This window comes from Streptosporangium sp. NPDC023615 (assembly GCF_040640155.1).
In the GTDB taxonomy this organism is placed as follows: Bacteria; Actinomycetota; Actinomycetes; order Streptosporangiales; family Streptosporangiaceae; genus Streptosporangium.
On the sequence record NZ_JBFABE010000039.1, the window covers coordinates 58828 to 74434 of the forward strand.

Here is a 15607-nt window from a genome sequence, read left to right on the forward strand (position 1 = left end):
CGTCGTGGCGGGGCCGCCCCCAGATGATGTCAGGACGGGACCAGTTGCCATTGCTGGTTGGTGCCGCCGGTCGCCGCCCACTGCACGACCTGGGCGCCGTCGGAGGTTGATGCGCCGTATACGTCTGCCAACAGGCCGCTGCTGTAGCTGACGATCGTGTAGTAGCCGTCGCCGGTGGGACGCAGGTACCACAGTTGGTTGGAGCCGCCGTTAGCGGTCCACTGCTGCAGTTGCAGCCCCTGGGTCGTACTGCTGGCGTTGACGTCGAGGGCCTTGCCGGTGGGGGTGTAGCGCAGGGTGTACGCGCCGTCCTGACCGCTGGTGACGGTCCACGCGGCGGAGCCGGACTGCTGCACGGCCTTGGCGCCGTCGGCGGAGGAGTTTCCGGCCACGGCGAGGGGTTTACCGCTGTTGCGGTTGACGATCCGGTAGGTCGCGCCCGACACCGGGCCCGAACCGGAGCCGAGATTGAAGTACTCGACCGCGTCGGTGAACGTCGTGGTACCCGACTTGGTGGTCGTCAGTACCAGGTACACGCGTGAGCCGCTCGCCGGTGTGGTGAAGGTGACCGGCTGGGTGACCCGCGAGCCGAGCGGGATGGTCAGGTTGGTGTTGCCGGACGCGATGACCGCGCCGGTCGGGTCGTCGAGCCGGGCGGTCCAGGTGAAGTTCACCGAGGTGTCGGTGAGATCGTCGTTGAACACGGTGATGTTGCGGGTCACCGTGGCGTTGCGGGCGTAGCTGGGTACCGCCTGCGGCAGCGGGAAGGTGCCGTTCGAGTCCGAGGCGCCGGAGGCGGACCAGTACGGGAGGTCGACCGCGGCCACCGGGTTGAACGCCGCCTGCACGCGCTGGATCTGCGAGTTGCTCCACGGGTCGGTCAGGTTGTCCGCGCCGTAGACCGGGCGACTGCCCTCCTCCGTGGTGAAGTCGGTGGTCCGCACGCCGGGCACCACGCCGGCCCAGGCGGACAGCAGCGTGTACGGGCGCAGGTCGCTGGCGTCCTTGCCCCGTTTGGCAAGGGTTGCCGTGGCGAACCACGTGAAGCCTTGTTTGGTGCTGCAGGCGGGCCAGATGTACTCGCCTTCGCCGTCCGGCCGCCCGGGGACGCGATTCAGGGCCTCGCCGTACCGGCCGGTGCCGTCCAGGTAGTGCGCGAAGATCGCGAAGTTCGGGTAGTTCATGGCCGGATACCGGCTGGCCGAGTCGGCGCCCGGAGCGGCGTCGATGCTGATCGGCCGGGTGCCGTCGTTGCCGTTCATCGCCGCGTACAGGTCTTGTTCGAACTGCTGGGAGTCGTTGTTGTTGAAGCTGGGCTCGTTGATCTGGCTCCAGCGGATCACCGCCGGATGGTTGCGGTCGCGCAGGGTCAGCGCACGCGCGTGGGCCACCATGTTGTCGCGTCCGGCCACGAAGTTCTGGGCACCACTGCGGATGGCGGTCTCGTCGATGATCATCAAGCCCATCTCGTCGGCCACGTCGAGCATGTACGGGCTGGCCGGTTCCATGTGGATGCGTACCACGTTGTAGTTGAGGCGCTGGTAGTTGTCCACTGCCTGGGGCCAGCCGCCGTTGCCGGGCGACGGTGGCAGAAAGCCGGGCAGGGTGTCGTACGCGTCGCCCTTCCCGCCGTTGTTGACCCGGTCGTAGTCGGCGCCCTGCAGGCTGTCGCCACGGAAGTTCACTCGCACGCCGTTGAGGTAGTAGTACTCGCCGTTCTGCGTGCTTTCCCGGAACCCGAAGCGGTATGTGGCATCACTGGTGCGGCCGTCGTCAGTGGCGGCGTGTATCGCGAGGCGGTGCAGTTGGGCCCGGTATCCAGGCCGGTAGGGCACATTGGGCCACCAGTAGGAGGTGGTGCCGAGGTTCCACGCCACGGGCCCCACCGTGACCTTCGCCGTCGAACGGGCCGCCACCGTCACGGTTCGCTGCGGCAGCTGTGGGTAGCTGAAGGAGCCTGCGCCGTCGGACGCGAGCGACCCGGTCAGGGTGACCGTTCTGGTCGCGGCCGAGGAGTTGGTCACCGACACGTCGTAGCTGATGGTGCGGTCCGCCACCGAGGTGCGGACGAACGCGTCGCTGACACGCACCGCCGGATACGCCCGCAGGTACGCCGACCGGAAGATCCCCTGCGGTATCGCCTCGGACCAGTCGGCCGCTACGGGAACCAGGTACTTGCCGTCGGCCGCCTTCAACGCCCCGCGACCCTTCACGTGCACACTGATCGTGTGTGTGGTGCCGGGCGCCGCGTAGCTGCTGATATCGAAGTTCGAGGGGGTGAACGCCGTCGTCTGGGTCGCCACCACCCGGCCGTCGACCGACAGCGTCGCCTGGTGGTTCACCGCCCCGAACTCGATCCACGTCGACTGGGGCTGACCTGAGTCCGGTATCACGACGGTGCGCGAGTACACGGCCTCGTTCACGTCTGTGAATCCTTGTTTGTACCAGCCGCCGCCGGGCACCTTGATCGACGTCGTCGACCGGCCCGCCGGGGTGAAGCTCCATGTCCCGGCGAGATCGACCGAGGCGATCGCGGCATTGCCCGCGGTGAAGCCGTCGACATCTGCGGCGGCGGCAACCGACGCGGTGGACTCCTGCGGCGCAGATTGCTGAGGCGCAGACTGCTGTGCCGCCGCAACCGGCTGAGCCCCGATCATCGCGAGCAAGAAGACCGCCATCGCCGCCGGCCACCTGCTCGCCAGACGTCGGGGACGGCAGGAGGGATCGCTCCGCTTCATCGGTAGTCCTTTCGGGTGAGTCCCTTGTGTCCTCGGTCCGGCGGCCTGATGAGGCTCGCTGTCTGGAGTCGAATCGGTTCGAGCCCGTGGCCGGACATCACACATAGGCCCCGGGGTTCCCGCATGTCAAGGCTCACGGTCCCGGAGAGATGGGATTACTTCGGCCGTGTGCTTCCACCACAGTCGATGTCCTCAGGCAAGCTCGCAGGTGGTGAAACTTTCAATCCGCAATGGACGCCTCATACAGGGGATGTATCCGCGTCTGCCGCGAGAACGCGAAGCGAAGTATTTTTCGCCCGTGGGACTGCGACCCGAAACGTGTGGCGCCGGCCGGTGCGGTGTCCATAAGGACGCCACTTCAAGTTGATCATGAGAGGTGCGCCAGGGGCGGCGTGGTCCACAAGGAGGCGAGGGCGCGGGCGCGGTCGGCGATGACGTGCCGGGTGACCTTGAAGGTGAAGGCCATGTTTTCGAATTCGTGCGGGACGCCGGGGTGGAGGTGGAACTCAACCGGGACGCCGGCCTGGCTGAGGCGCAGGGCGTGGGTGAGGTCCTCGTTGCGGAAGGCCGAGCTGGCTGACTTCGATGTAGATGACTCCCGGCGGCCCCGCCGGCCCCGGCGGGGCCAGGGATGGAGGAAGGAAGTACCGGCGGTAGGCGCACACCTCGCGGTTGCCGTCCTGGCTCCCGACCTTCCTGTCGATGAAAGTTACACCGAACTCCTGAGAGAGTCGTCGGCCGTCCTGGGAGCCGGGACCAGACGTTACACGGCGTTCGCAGTTGTTCTTGACGTAATACATAAGACGTCATACGTTACGTGAGTTTTATTCATGGGATGTCTCTTAGGTAAATCACCTGGCGTGTTTGCCGTCGGAGGCACCTTTTGACCGAGTGCTCTACCGCGGGGTGTCCCGTCGAATGGCGGCTGCCTCGCGGCGACGGACTACCCAGTCGTGGAGGCACAGGCGGCACTCGGCCGCAATCATCACCCCCGCCTCGTCACCAGGAGCTTGGATGAACATGCCGCTGAACCGTCGACGCTTCATCGCCACCACCGCGGCGACCGTCGGTGCTGCCGCGCTGCCTTCGGCGATCTTCGCCGGCCGGGCGGCCGCCGCCGTGCCGCCGCAGGTGACGCTGCCGCAACGCGGCATCTACGACACGACGGCCGCGGCGAATTGGTCCGATGCCTTCCTGACCGGCAACGGTGAGTACGGGGCCATGCTCTACGGCGCGCCCACCCTGGAGAAGGTGATCTTCACACATCACCGGTTCGTGCTGCCCAACGGCACCCGTAACGTGACTCCGCCGGTGCTGTCGGGCCGGTTGGCGGGGGTCAGGAACAAGGCGCTCGCCGGTGACTTCAACGGCGCCACCGGCGACTTCACCTCCGGCTGGTCGCTGCGCTGGACGCAGACCTTCCATCCGGGCTATGAGCTGCAGATCAGCACCCCGGGAATGACGACGGCCGGCGATTACGCCCGGATCACCGATTTCAGGACCGGTGAGGTCACCTCGACGTGGACCGACGGTTACGGCACGTGGACCCGGCGGGCTTTCGCCTCCCGAGCCGACCGGGTGATCATCCACGAACTCACTGCCGCGCCGGGCCGGACGATCGACACCACGCTGAGCGTCAACACGGCCCTGGGCGGCGTGCCGGGGTCCGTCGGTTTCACCACTCTGGCCACGGTCGGCAACGGTGACGGCTACGTGAACCTGCGGGGCAGATACCCGGCAGGGCAGGGGGCGTTCGGCTATGAGGGCGTCACCCGGGTAGTCGCGACCGGCGGTTCGGTACGGGTGAGCGGCTCGGCCATTGTCGTGGCCGCGGCGACCAAGCTCGTGCTGCTGACCAAACTCGATCGCTACGACTCCTCCACCGCGTGGGAGGCGAAACCGTTGCACACGGCGCTGGCCGCGCTGAGCGCCGACTACGCGGCATCGCTGACGCGGCATACCGCCCTGCACGCTGAGCTGTACGACCGTTCACGCCTCGACCTGAACGTCAGCGCCGCCGATCGGCAACTGTCGACCGGTGAGCTGATCGCGCGGCAGAACTCCAACCGCAATGTCATCGACCTCGCGTTGCTGGAGCGGATGTATGACTCCGGCCGTTATTTGTTCCTCTCCTCCAGCGGCGTCCTGCCGCCGCGGCTGACCGGCCTGTGGACGGGCGCCTGGGACGCGGCGTGGGCCGGCGACTTCACCACGGACGCCAACGTCAACTTCCAGGTCGCCGGCGGAAACATCCTGTCCCTCACCGAAGCCATGGACGGCTACTTCACCCTGATCCTCGGCCAGATCAACGACTGGCGCACCAACGCCAGAAACCTCTACGGCACTCGCGGCCTGCTCGCTCCCTCCCGGACCGACGGCGAGTACGGCAAGATGCTGCATTTCGACGGCGGCTTCCCCGGCCACACCTGGATCGGCGGCGCCGACTGGCTGCTCTATCCACTGCTCGAGTACTACCAGGTCACCGGTGACGCCACCTTCTACCGCACCAAGCTCGCTCCGGTCCTGATCGAGCTCGCGCTGTTCTACGAGGACTTCCTCACCCGCACCGACGCCAACGGCAAGGTCATCTTCGTGCCGTGCTTCTCCATGGAGAACAGCCCCGGCAACACGGGCAGGCAGCTGTCGATCAATGCGACCGGCGAGATCGCCGCAGGCAAGCACGCACTGCAGGCCGCCATCGACGCCGCGAACTTCCTCGGCACCGAACAGGGCTCAGGCCAAGGCGTGCAACGCTGGACCGCCTTGCTGACCAAGATGCCCGATTATCGAATCAACGGCGACGGGGCGCTCGCGGAATGGTCGTGGCCCAGCCTGACCGACCGCTACAACCACCGTCACGTACAGCACATGTACCCCCTCTGGCCGCTGCACGAGATCAACCCCGAGGACAAGCCCGACCTGATCCGCTACGCGAGCCGCGCCCTGGACCTGCGAGGCGACGAAGCGGGAGAGGCCCACGGCGCCATCCACCGCAGCCTCGCCCGAGCCCGGCTCAAGGACGGCGCCGGCGTGTACGGCAACCTGCGGAAGATCCTGGGGAAAAACATGATCTTCCGGTCGCTGATGACCTCCCACAACCCGAACCTGGCGATCTACAACGCCGATGCCGCCAATTCGCTGCCCGCGATTCTCGCCGAGGCGTTGATCTACACCAGGCCCGGCATCCTGGAGTTGCTGCCCGCGCTGCCCGACCAGTTCACCAAGGGCGAGATCACCGGCGTGCGCGGCCGCAACCGTATCCGGATCGCGTCACTCACCTGGGACCTCGGTGCCCGGACCGTCACCGCCACCGTCGTCTCCGACATCACCCAGACCGTGACGCTCATCTGCCGGCGCGGGATCACCTCCGTCACCACCGGCGCGGGCGTCGCCACCTCGCCATTGGGCAGCCACGCCCGCCAGGTGTCACTCACCGCAGGTACGACGACCCCGATCACCATCGGCCTGGGCACCGGCGGTCCGGCCACCGGCGTCGTCCGCCTGGTCAACCGCAACAGCGGCAAGGTGCTGGACGTCTCCGGCGGCTCCACCGCCGACGGCGCCGCCATCGTCCAGTGGCCCTGGAGCGGCGGGACCAACCAGCGCTGGCAGATGTCGCAGAACTCCGACGGCTCGTTCCGGCTGTCCGGTGCCGGCAGCGGCAAGGTCCTCACCAGCCCGAACGCCAACCAGGGCACCGCCTTGGTTCAGAGGACCGACAACAACGGCGCGAACCAGCGGTGGAAACTCGTCCCCGCGGCCACAAGCGGCTACTACCGACTGATCAACGCCGGCAACGGACTGTGCGCGGACGTCGAAGCCGGCTCCACAGCCGACGGCGCCCGAGTCATCCAATGGGCCACCAACAGCGGCACCAACCAGGAATGGCAGGTCATCGCCATGTGACACGGGGGGTCCAGCCGCGTTCCGTCGCATCACAAGCGCTCTGAGCGGCGGTGTCGATCAGGTATCGGTCGTAGGCCGATGCGAACTCATCGGCCGCCGCGCGTGGCGAGCGGGCGGGCGGCGGGCGGCCGCGGTGAAGGCCGGCGCGTGCGAGGGGCCAGTCGATTCCACCTGCCAGATGACCGTCTCGATGCGTCCCTGCTGGGTCAGTTCGTTCAACACGCTCACCGGATGACGCCCCCCCCGTCCCCATCCCGCCCGACGAGCCCGCCGTCACCGGCGCGGTCGCGGCCGGGCTGATCTGGATGCCCGCTTCCTTCAGCCACGCCTTCAACGTGAAGGTCTCCACGTTCAAACTCTCGGCGACCTGGCGGATCGTCAGCCCCCTGAGAGCAACGTCTGGGCGATCTCGACGACGCGGGCGCGTTCGCGGCGCCGGTCCTCTTCGGTGGGCAGGTCCATCCGGGCCGCGTGCTCGGCCACCCCGACCTCCCGCTCAGGGGCGGTCCTCGTGCTGGGAGCGGTGCTGATGGTGTGGCTCTCGCTCACCGACCTGCTGGCATGGGCACAGTCGCCACAGGGACTCGACCAGTCGGGGTTCTGGGCGTGGCTGGTGCCGCTCTGGCTGACCCTTTCTCCTGCCGTGCTGGCGCTTCAGGCCGGGGTGGACTGGAGACGCGGTCACAGCGCGCGCCGGATCCTCATCGCCGTATGGGCTCTGATCGCTCTTTCCACCGTCATCCAATGGGATGCCGGCAGCTCCTGGTTCGAGATCATCTCCAGGCCCATCGTGCTGGCCACAATGCCTTTGATGCTGCGGCCCGTCGACCCCGTCGAGGCCGACCCCGAACAAGGCAGCAGCGGTGGATGAGTTCCGAGCTCACACCGGGACCGCTTCGCGCTGTCGATGAGGCCTCGCCTCGCGTCGTCGATGAGCACCAAGGCGACGTCGTGGCTCGGTGGCACGCCGACGACGAAGGAGTTGGCGTGGCGGCGATCGCCGCCAGCCATCGCGGCGAGCACCGAAGTCGCGATCGCAAACAGTTCCACATCCTGACCGGCGTGCGGCCCCGGTCCATCTACCCCCGAGGCTTCGACGCGCTCACCCAGAGCAGCCACCTCGCCTGGTGAAGCCGCCGGGCGGGGTGCGCTTCTTGTCCATCGAGTTCCGTGCGGATCGGGGATTTCGGATGACTCACAGCCGCCGGGCCGCGGTCTGGTCAGGGAAGCGACGGCTCACCATCCGGCGGACGCCGGGATGAAAGTTTCACAACATCTCATCGCGACGGCGCGAACACGTCACGGTAAGAGGCCAGGTGGTGCGCCAACGGCGCCCGGACGTCCGAGGGATTGGCTCTGTGCTCTTGACGCCGGGACTTCTATTGAATTGACTCCGTAACATCGTCAGCCGCACATCGGCGCCGGGCAAGAGTTGATGTTATCGCTAACATTCGGCTTGGCCAAAACTGTCAGACCTTCACGAATTTCGACTTTCCAAAGGTGATCGGCGTCCGCATCACCCCGGGCTGCTCTTCCCCCGGTACGAGCGCTCCGAGGCCCGACTGGCGTGCCAGGCGCGGAGACGCCGTCGAGTCGAACGGCCGCTTCGGAACGCACCACAGAAATATCAACGTTGACGTCAATCCGGAGGTCCCGTGTCGTCCTCGTCTCTCAGCCGCCGCCAGCTTCTTCAAGCCGTCGGCGCCGTCGGAGTCGCGTCCACTGTAAGCCAGGTGCTCAACGTCACCGGAGCTGACGCTGCCACGGCCACGGCGACCGCGGTGGCCGCGGTAGCCCCGGTCAGAGCTGACATCGGCGTGTCGGCGTACCCGTTCGACCTCGGTCAAGTACGGCTGACCAGCGGTCGATGGCTGGACAACCAGAACCGGACCCTGGCCTACCTGCGTTTCATCGACGCCGACCGGATGCTGCACACCTTCCGGCTCAACGCCGGTCTTCCCAGCACGGCTCAGCCCGCCGGGGGCTGGGAGGCCCCGGGCGTGGAACTGCGCGGGCACTCGATGGGCCATCTGCTGTCGGCGCTGGCGCAGGCGTACGCGGTAACCGGCGACTCGGCGTTCAAGACCAAGGGCGACTACCTGATCAGCGTGCTGGCGGCCTGCCAAAGGGCCGCGCCGAACCGCGGTTACCGCGCCGGCTACCTGTCGGCGTTCCCCGAGAGCTTCATCGACCGGGTGGAGAGCGGCCAGCCGGTCTGGGCGCCCTGGTACACCCTTCACAAGATCCTGGCGGGTCTGCTCGACCAGTACCGGCTCGTCGGCAACGCCGAAGCCCTCACCGTGGCCACGAACATGGCCGACTGGGTGAACTGGCGTACCGGCCGGCTGAGCTACGCCCAGATGCAGTCGATGCTGAACAACGAGTTCGGCGGCATGAACGCCACGATGGCCGACCTGTACCAGCAGACCGGCGACGCGCGGTGGCTGACGGCGGCGCAGCGTTTCGACCACGCCGTGGTCTTCGACCCTCTGGCGGCCAACCAGAACCGGCTCAACGGCCTGCACGCCAACACCCAGATCCCCAAGTGGATCGGCGCCGCGCGGGAGTACAAGGCGACCGGCACCACCCGCTACCGGGACATCGCCACCAACGCCTGGAACATCACCGTCAACGCGCACACGTACGCGATCGGCGGCAACAGTGAGGCCGAATACTTCCGGGCCCCCAACGCGATCGCCGCCTACCTCGCCGTCGAGACCTGCGAGAGCTGCAACACCTACAACATGCTCAAGCTCACCCGCGAGCTGTTCGCGCTGTACCCGGACCGGGCCGACCTGTTCGACTACTACGAGCAGGCGCTGATCAACCAGATGATCGGCCAGCAGAACCCGAACGACGCCCATGGCCACATCGTCTACTTCACCCCGCTCAACCCCGGCGCACGGCGTGGTGTCGGCGGCCGCAACCCCGGCTACAGCACCGACTACAACTCGTTCTGGTGCTGCCAGGGCACGGGCCTTGAGACGCAGACCAAACTCATGGACTCCATCTACTTCTACAACGGGAACACGCTGACCGTGAACCTGTTCGCGCCGTCGGTGCTGAACTGGACCCAGCGCGGGATCACGGTCACGCAGACGACGTCGTACCCGGCGAGCGACACCACGACTCTGCAGGTCACCGGCAACGTCGGCGACTCGTGGACGATGCGGATCCGCATCCCCTCCTGGACCACCGGCGCCACGATCAGCGTCAACGGCGCGCAGCAGAGCGTGGACACCACCCCGGGCACGTACGCCACCCTCACCCGCTCGTGGACCTCAGGCGACACCGTCACGGTCCGCCTGCCCATGCGCGTGGTCATGAAGGCGGCCAACGACAACGCCAACGTCGCGGCGATCACCTACGGTCCGGTCGTACTGTCGGGCAACTACGGCAACACCTCACTGTCGGCGCTGCCGGCCCTGAACACCTCGTCGATCACCCGGACCAGCACCACCGCGCTCACCTTCACCGCCACCGCCAGCAACGCGACGGTCAACCTGATCCCCTTCTACGACGCCCACGGCCACAACTACACCGTCTACTGGAACACCGGCGGCGGTGGCATCCCGACCGGGTGGGTGCGGATCTCCAACGTCACCACCGGCCTGGCGCTCGACAGCGGCGGGAACGTCGCCGCCGGTTCGGCGCTCAAGCAGTGGAACTGGAACGGCAACACCAACCTGCAGTGGCAACTGGTCGACCTCGGCAACGGCTACCACCGGATCGTCAACCGGACCAACGGCATGGTCGCCGACAGCTGGGGCAACACCGCCAACGGCGCCTCCTGCCTGCAGGGGCCGTGGAACGGCGGCAACAACCAGCAGTGGAGACTGAACAGCCTCGGCAACGGCCGCTACCAGATCGTCAACCGTGGCACCGGCACGGCACTGGACGGCGGCGGTAAGACCACCGCTGGCTCGGCCACGCTCCTGTGGGCACCGAACGCCAACACCAACAACCAATACACGCTCAGCGTGGTCTGACCGGCACACCGCGCGGCCCGTCCCGCCCCGACGAAGGCCCCATCCAACCTACGCGCTCGCCGGCAGGTCTCTGGGCATCTGGCATCGGCAGGGTGCCATCACCAGCATGCGGGTGCTCGCATCCAGATGAGCCACCGTCTTGGAGCCTAACGACCTCGTGCATGATTGTGATGAGGGCATGGTCCGCTGAGGTGACACTCCGATGATCACGCTTTCTGTCCTCCGAACCGGGCGGAAGCGGCCGGGTGATCAGCCCTCTGCTGGTCGGACAGAAGCGCGGCCACGGCCCGGACGGTGTCGGGCAGCTGATCGCGACGGCCGTGGTGGTGTGCCAGAGCCCTCCAGTTCTTCAGATGGGCGATGCCGTGCTCGACGGGAATCCGCCGGGAGGAGTGTGCATGCCGGGCCGCGTCGTGATGGGCCATGAGCCATTGGACGTGTTCCAGGTTCCTGCCGCGTCGTTTGCGAGGTGGAGTGAGGACCTGGCCTCCGGTCTGGCCGCCCAGGCCCTGGTAGCCCGCGTCGGTGAGAATCTGCAGGCCGCGGGTGTCGGACAGCAGGTCGACCAGCCCGGACTGGCGGGCTTGGGTGATGTCGGCGGCCGATCCGGGACGGGTTTCGCCGCACCACAGCAGCCGCCCTTGGAGATCGGTGAGGATCATCGTCTTCATCGCGTTCATCCGGCTTTTGCCGGAGATGAAGCGATTCCGTTCAGGAGCGCCGGCGGCCGGGCGGCGCACCCGGATCTCGGTGGCGTCCAAGATCGCCTCCTGGCCGCTGTTTCCCAGGTGGGAGACCATATCGGCCAGGGTTCGCAACCGTCGCCCCCCAGCGATACTGCAACCCCGTTCGGCCAGGAGGGGGCGGATCTGGTGGATGGCGCGGGTGATGGTGGAGCGGTCGACGCCGAACCAGCAGGCCAGCACGTCGTGGGTGACGCCGTGACGCAGGTGTACCAGCGTGGTCGGCAGTCGGTCGATGAACACCAGCTTGTGCCTGGCTCCGGCGCCGATGTTGCGCCGTCGCGGGCTGTTGGCGAGCGTGGCCAGGTGCCGGGCCTGCCACAGCGGTCCGATCTCGGCCACCAGTTCCGCGATCACCTCAACCGACAGGCCCGTGATCCGCCGGTTCTCCAGGATGATCGTCCGTTCAAGTGTTCTCACCACGTCTGGCCCAACGAGCCAAGACCTCAGAGCCACGGCTAATCATGCACGGGGTCGTAAGCGTGCACCAGGGCCGTTCTCACGAACGAGCAGCGAGCGGCCTGCGGGTACGGGTGGGTCAGCTGCCGAAGCCTGCGATGGTGAATCCGGCGAAGCCGACGGCCGCGAGCACCGTTGCCGCGGCGAGCGCCTGCAGACGTACCCGGTGGGTCTGCGCGATGAACAGGATCAGGACGACGCCTAGGGTCGCTTCGATCGCGGCGGTCTGCAGGCTGTCGATCCGGTAATGCGACCCACCGCCGGGGTTGTCGCTGCGGTTGACGAGCACGGCCGCCTCGGCGAGCAGTACCGCGCCGGGCATGGCCACGGCGATCGTCCGTAGCCACGGTTGCCGGTCGTGGCTGAGTCCGCCTGCCGCTCCGAAGAGTGCGCCGGCGAGGACTCCGAAGAGCGACCACGTCATCGCCGTCGAGGACCACATCATCTGCACGTTGTCGTTCATCACGACGACCGCCGCAAGGTAGTAGGCCTGCACGGCGATGACGAGCAGCACGATCCCGGTGAGGGCCGACAGCCACCAGCCGGCGCGAAGCCACCATCCGACGCCGAACGCGCCGAGCGCCCAGACGGCGCTGGAGTTGGCGAGGTTCGCCCAGGGGTACGGCAGGCTGCGTTGTAGCAGCAGGTCCACCACTCCGAGGAGAATCCCGCAAGCCACTACGGTCAGGGCTCGGTGCCGTCGTCGGACGTCGCGGCTGATTGTCGTCATGCGGCGATGCTGCCAGTCGTATCCGCGACGCATCACCCCAGGGCAGCACCGTAAGACACCCGAACACCGCGATTCGGCCCCAGGATCGTCCGGTTATCCACAGCCGAAACCCCCGCGGGGCACGGGATCAACCGGGATAGATCCGCAGTCCTGAACGCGCTTAACCGCAGGCCAGAGGTCCAAGATCCACTTCACCGATAACTGCGGTTCGCCCGTTCCAGATTATCGGCCCTTTCTGACGATCGCGGTCATCTCCTTGCCCTCGGCGAACGTGAGTGGGCCGGCCGTCCCCTCTTCGCGGACGCCGAGGGCGACGACCAGGGTCCGTCCATGGAGGTCGATTGCGGCCTCGGAAAGGGTGGTCAGATCCGCGATGGCGGCACGTGCCCTGACCCAGCCGGTCACACCGACGCCCAGCGCGATGACTGGTGTGCCCCTGGTCTTGTGGAGGCGGGTTCTTGAATTCTTGTGCCACTCGTTGAAAAGGAGAGTGGCATGGGACGACGTGGCTACCCCTCGGAGTTCCGGCGCGAAGTGCTGGATCTCATTGAGGCGGGCCGTACGGTCGCCAACATGGCCCGCGATCTGGGCATCAGCAGCCAGACGATCTATTCCTGGCGTCGACAAAACCACATCGACCGCGGCCTGGAGCCCGGCCTGACCAGCAGCGAGAAGGCCGAACTGCTCGCGGCCAGGCAACGCATCGCCGAGTTGGAGACCGAACTGCAGGCCACCCGCCGCGCGATCGAGCTGGTGCGCGAGGCGGTGCCCCCAAAAGGCGGTTCGAAGCCGTCGCGCTGATGGCCGACGAAGCCATCGCGGTCGAGGTCGCCTGCCAGGTCCTTCGAGTGTCGGTCTCGGGCTACTACGCCTGGCGCAGCCGGCCCCCCTCCCGGCGCGCGATCCGGCACGCCTGGCTGACCGACCTGATCACTCAGGCGCACACCGGCTCCCGCAGCACCCACGGTGCCCGCCGTGTACACGCCGAGCTGCGGCTGGGCCACGGCGTGCCGGTCAGCCACGGCGCGGTGGAACTCCTGATGCGCCGGGCCGGGCTGACCGGGGTCACCGGCCGGCCCAGGTGGCGCCGGTCCAAGCCCGACCAGATCGCTACCGACCTGGTCGACCGCCAGTTCTCCCAAAGCGCGCCGAACCGGCTATGGGGCACCGATATCACCGAGCCCCCCACCCGCGAGGGCAAGGCGTACTGCGCCGTGGTGCTGGACGCCTACTCGCGGCGCGTGGTCGGCTGGTCCATCGACTCATCTCCCACCGCCGCGTTGGTGACCAACGCGCTCGGTATGGCCATCCAGTCGCGCATCCCACCGGTCGGCACGATCATCCACTCCGACCAGGCCCCGAAAGACCCTCGGCTGGAAGACACCGGCAGAAGCCTTCAGCGATCATCTAAACTCGCTGCTGAGCAGCAGTGTTGCGACGACCGCTTGAACTCAGGCAGTACACCTCGGCCGAGTTCGCCAGAGTCTGCGCCGAGTTCGGCGTGCGCCAGTCCATGGGAGCGGTCGGCTCGAGCGCCGACAACGCCGCGGCGGAGGCGTTCGACGCCCCCCTGAAACGCGAGACGCTGCAAGGCGCCCAAGGCTGGTTCTCGGCGTGTGAGGCACGCCTGGCGGTCTTCAAGTGGATCACCCGCTACAACACCCGCAGGAGACATTCCACCATCGGCTACCTCGGCCCCATCGACCACGAGCAGCAGACCATCGATAGGGTGCTGCTCGCCGCACAACAACCGGTGTGCACACTCCGGGGCGAGCTCCCGGTCGTGCGGAAGACGTTGGACACCAGGCCGGACCAGAACCGCCCTTCACCACCGCGACCGTACGGCGCAGCGGTCGAAAGGGCTATGCGGTATAAACGGTGCGCTCCACTCGGGCGCGATCCATGAAATGAGTGCCGGTGCTGACTGAGTTCTTGCGTGACCAATGCTTCACGACGGCGTGGTTCGGGCTGATGGCCTTCGTGTGGTTCGGCTGGGCGCAGGAGGACCCGCCCCGGCGCTGGCGGATCTGGCTGGGCGCGGGGTCGGTGCTGGGCGTCGGGTTGGCCGTGGCCTTTGGGGTGCTGACTGCCGCGAACTGGGATCAGCCGAGCGCACTGGAGGGCAAGTACGCCTGGTTCGGAGTCCTGGTCGTGGCCGAGGTCATCGCCGCGGGGGCCGGATGCCTGGTGCTGGCCAGGCGCGGCGCACCCCGATGGATGGCCTGGTGGGTCGCGGTGGTCGTGGCGGTGCACTTCCTGCCGCTGGCGTGGCTGCTGAATGACATCGGTGTGGCTGTTGTCGGCGTCGTCCAACTGGTCGTGCTCGGGTCGGTGGTGCCACATCTGCGCGGTACCCACACACCGAGCAGCCGATCAGCCGGACCGATCATGGGCGTGACCCTGCTGCTGAGTGCCGCGATCAGTGCGGTCATCACGGTCCCAGGATTGTGAGGACCTCCATGACTGATATCGGCCTGACGACTGCCCGCTCGTGCCAGGGGGAGGGCCGGTCGGCGAGTTTTGAGGCCGTGCCGGGATCGAGCAGGGCTGTTGGCCGACGTGGCTCAGGATGGCGGGAGGCAATCGAGGTGTCAGCGCAGGCCGTCGAATATGGCCTTGGCCGTCTCGTCGAAGCCGGCATCGCCTCACCATCGGCTCAGCATCTTGCCGGAGATCATCCGGGACGGCGCCCCGCGCCCGCTGCGCACACCCCCGCCCAGCCGGTAACTCCCTTCCGGGTCGCACCACCGCTTCACCTCGGCGTAGTGGGCTACGCCTCGGGCGGCACGAGCACCCGGCGAACCTGATCATGGGAGATCCCGGCGTGCTTACCGATTGGTGATGCTGCGGCGAATCAGCAGCCGGCGGCCGAACCCCGGTTCGCGATCCCAGGGCAGATGGGCCGGCGCCCGGTCGTACAGGCGAGGCCCCTTGGCGCCGTCTCCGGCCGAGAGGCGTTTCCATGCCTTGGCCGGAGTGTCGGCGAGCACGGTGTCGGCGCGCAGGTTGCCGCTCGGTCCCAGCCCGATGCTCTGGCTGCGC

11 protein-coding genes and 3 pseudogenes are annotated in these 15607 nt (G+C 67.4%); 8 read left to right on the top strand and 6 right to left on the bottom strand.

Annotated features, from left to right (window positions below; translation table 11 throughout):
• Nucleotides 1–29: 29 nt before the first annotated feature.
• Nucleotides 30–2678 carry an RICIN domain-containing protein gene (locus AB0G16_RS24675; RefSeq protein ID WP_362809276.1) on the bottom strand — a complete coding sequence of 883 codons (2649 nt, stop codon included), beginning with the start codon at nucleotides 2676–2678 and terminating at the stop codon, nucleotides 30–32.
• Nucleotides 2679–3752: 1074 nt separating this feature from the next.
• On the opposite strand from AB0G16_RS24675, the gene AB0G16_RS24680 reads away from it, so the two are divergent.
• A complete protein-coding gene (locus AB0G16_RS24680) occupies nucleotides 3753–6644 on the top strand; it encodes an RICIN domain-containing protein (protein WP_362809279.1) in 2892 nt (963 codons plus the stop codon).
• Between the two features lie 57 nt (nucleotides 6645–6701).
• Here the strand turns inward: AB0G16_RS24680 and AB0G16_RS24685 are convergent, their stop codons facing one another.
• Nucleotides 6702–6866 (bottom strand): hypothetical protein, encoded by a 165-nt coding sequence (locus tag AB0G16_RS24685; protein WP_362809281.1) that lies wholly within the window; start codon nucleotides 6864–6866, stop codon nucleotides 6702–6704.
• Nucleotides 6867–7155: 289 nt separating this feature from the next.
• Between AB0G16_RS24685 and AB0G16_RS24690 the strand changes: the two genes are divergently transcribed.
• The 3 genes from AB0G16_RS24690 (at nucleotide 7156) to AB0G16_RS24700 (ending at nucleotide 10633) form a co-directional block, all read left to right on the top strand.
• Nucleotides 7156–7515 carry a hypothetical protein gene (locus AB0G16_RS24690; RefSeq protein WP_362809284.1) on the top strand — a complete coding sequence of 120 codons (360 nt, stop codon included), beginning with the start codon at nucleotides 7156–7158 and terminating at the stop codon, nucleotides 7513–7515.
• A gap of 116 nt (nucleotides 7516–7631) precedes the next feature.
• Nucleotides 7632–7775, top strand: a complete 144-nt coding sequence (locus AB0G16_RS24695; RefSeq protein ID WP_362809287.1) for a hypothetical protein — start codon at nucleotides 7632–7634, stop codon at nucleotides 7773–7775.
• A 602-nt stretch (nucleotides 7776–8377) separates the two neighbouring features.
• Complete coding sequence (locus tag AB0G16_RS24700) at nucleotides 8378–10633, top strand: beta-L-arabinofuranosidase domain-containing protein (RefSeq protein WP_362809290.1); 2256 nt, start codon at nucleotides 8378–8380, stop codon at nucleotides 10631–10633.
• A 206-nt stretch (nucleotides 10634–10839) separates the two neighbouring features.
• On the opposite strand, the gene AB0G16_RS24705 is transcribed toward AB0G16_RS24700, so the two are convergent.
• From AB0G16_RS24705 to AB0G16_RS24715, 3 genes are all read right to left on the bottom strand, one after another.
• Entirely contained in the window at nucleotides 10840–11799 is a 960-nt protein-coding gene (locus AB0G16_RS24705; RefSeq protein WP_362809293.1) for a transposase family protein, read from the bottom strand.
• Nucleotides 11800–11914: 115 nt separating this feature from the next.
• On the bottom strand, nucleotides 11915–12565 hold the full coding sequence (locus AB0G16_RS24710) for a DUF6518 family protein (protein ID WP_362809296.1): 651 nt from the start codon (nucleotides 12563–12565) through the stop codon (nucleotides 11915–11917).
• Nucleotides 12566–12787: 222 nt separating this feature from the next.
• Nucleotides 12788–12970 (bottom strand): hypothetical protein, encoded by a 183-nt coding sequence (locus tag AB0G16_RS24715; RefSeq protein WP_362809299.1) that lies wholly within the window; start codon nucleotides 12968–12970, stop codon nucleotides 12788–12790.
• A gap of 90 nt (nucleotides 12971–13060) precedes the next feature.
• Between AB0G16_RS24715 and AB0G16_RS24720 the strand changes: the two genes are divergently transcribed.
• The 4 genes and pseudogenes from AB0G16_RS24720 to AB0G16_RS24735 all read left to right on the top strand — a co-directional run bounded on the left by AB0G16_RS24720 (nucleotide 13061) and on the right by AB0G16_RS24735 (nucleotide 15016).
• The gene (locus AB0G16_RS24720) at nucleotides 13061–13366 is read left to right on the top strand and encodes a transposase (protein WP_362809302.1); all 306 of its coding nucleotides are present in this window, start codon (nucleotides 13061–13063) and stop codon (nucleotides 13364–13366) included.
• Nucleotides 13366–13866, top strand: a pseudogene (locus tag AB0G16_RS24725) (IS3 family transposase); the annotation flags it as partial. The gene AB0G16_RS24720 and the pseudogene AB0G16_RS24725, both read left to right, overlap by 1 nt.
• 155 nt (nucleotides 13867–14021) lie before the next feature.
• Nucleotides 14022–14285, top strand: a pseudogene (locus AB0G16_RS24730) (integrase core domain-containing protein); the annotation flags it as partial.
• 197 nt (nucleotides 14286–14482) lie between these two features.
• Nucleotides 14483–15016: a hypothetical protein gene (locus tag AB0G16_RS24735; RefSeq protein WP_362809305.1), complete on the top strand. Its 534-nt coding sequence runs from the start codon at nucleotides 14483–14485 to the stop codon at nucleotides 15014–15016.
• Between the two features lie 389 nt (nucleotides 15017–15405).
• Here AB0G16_RS24735 and AB0G16_RS24740 read toward each other — a convergent pair.
• Nucleotides 15406–15607 (bottom strand): annotated as a pseudogene (locus AB0G16_RS24740) (IS701 family transposase); the annotation flags it as partial.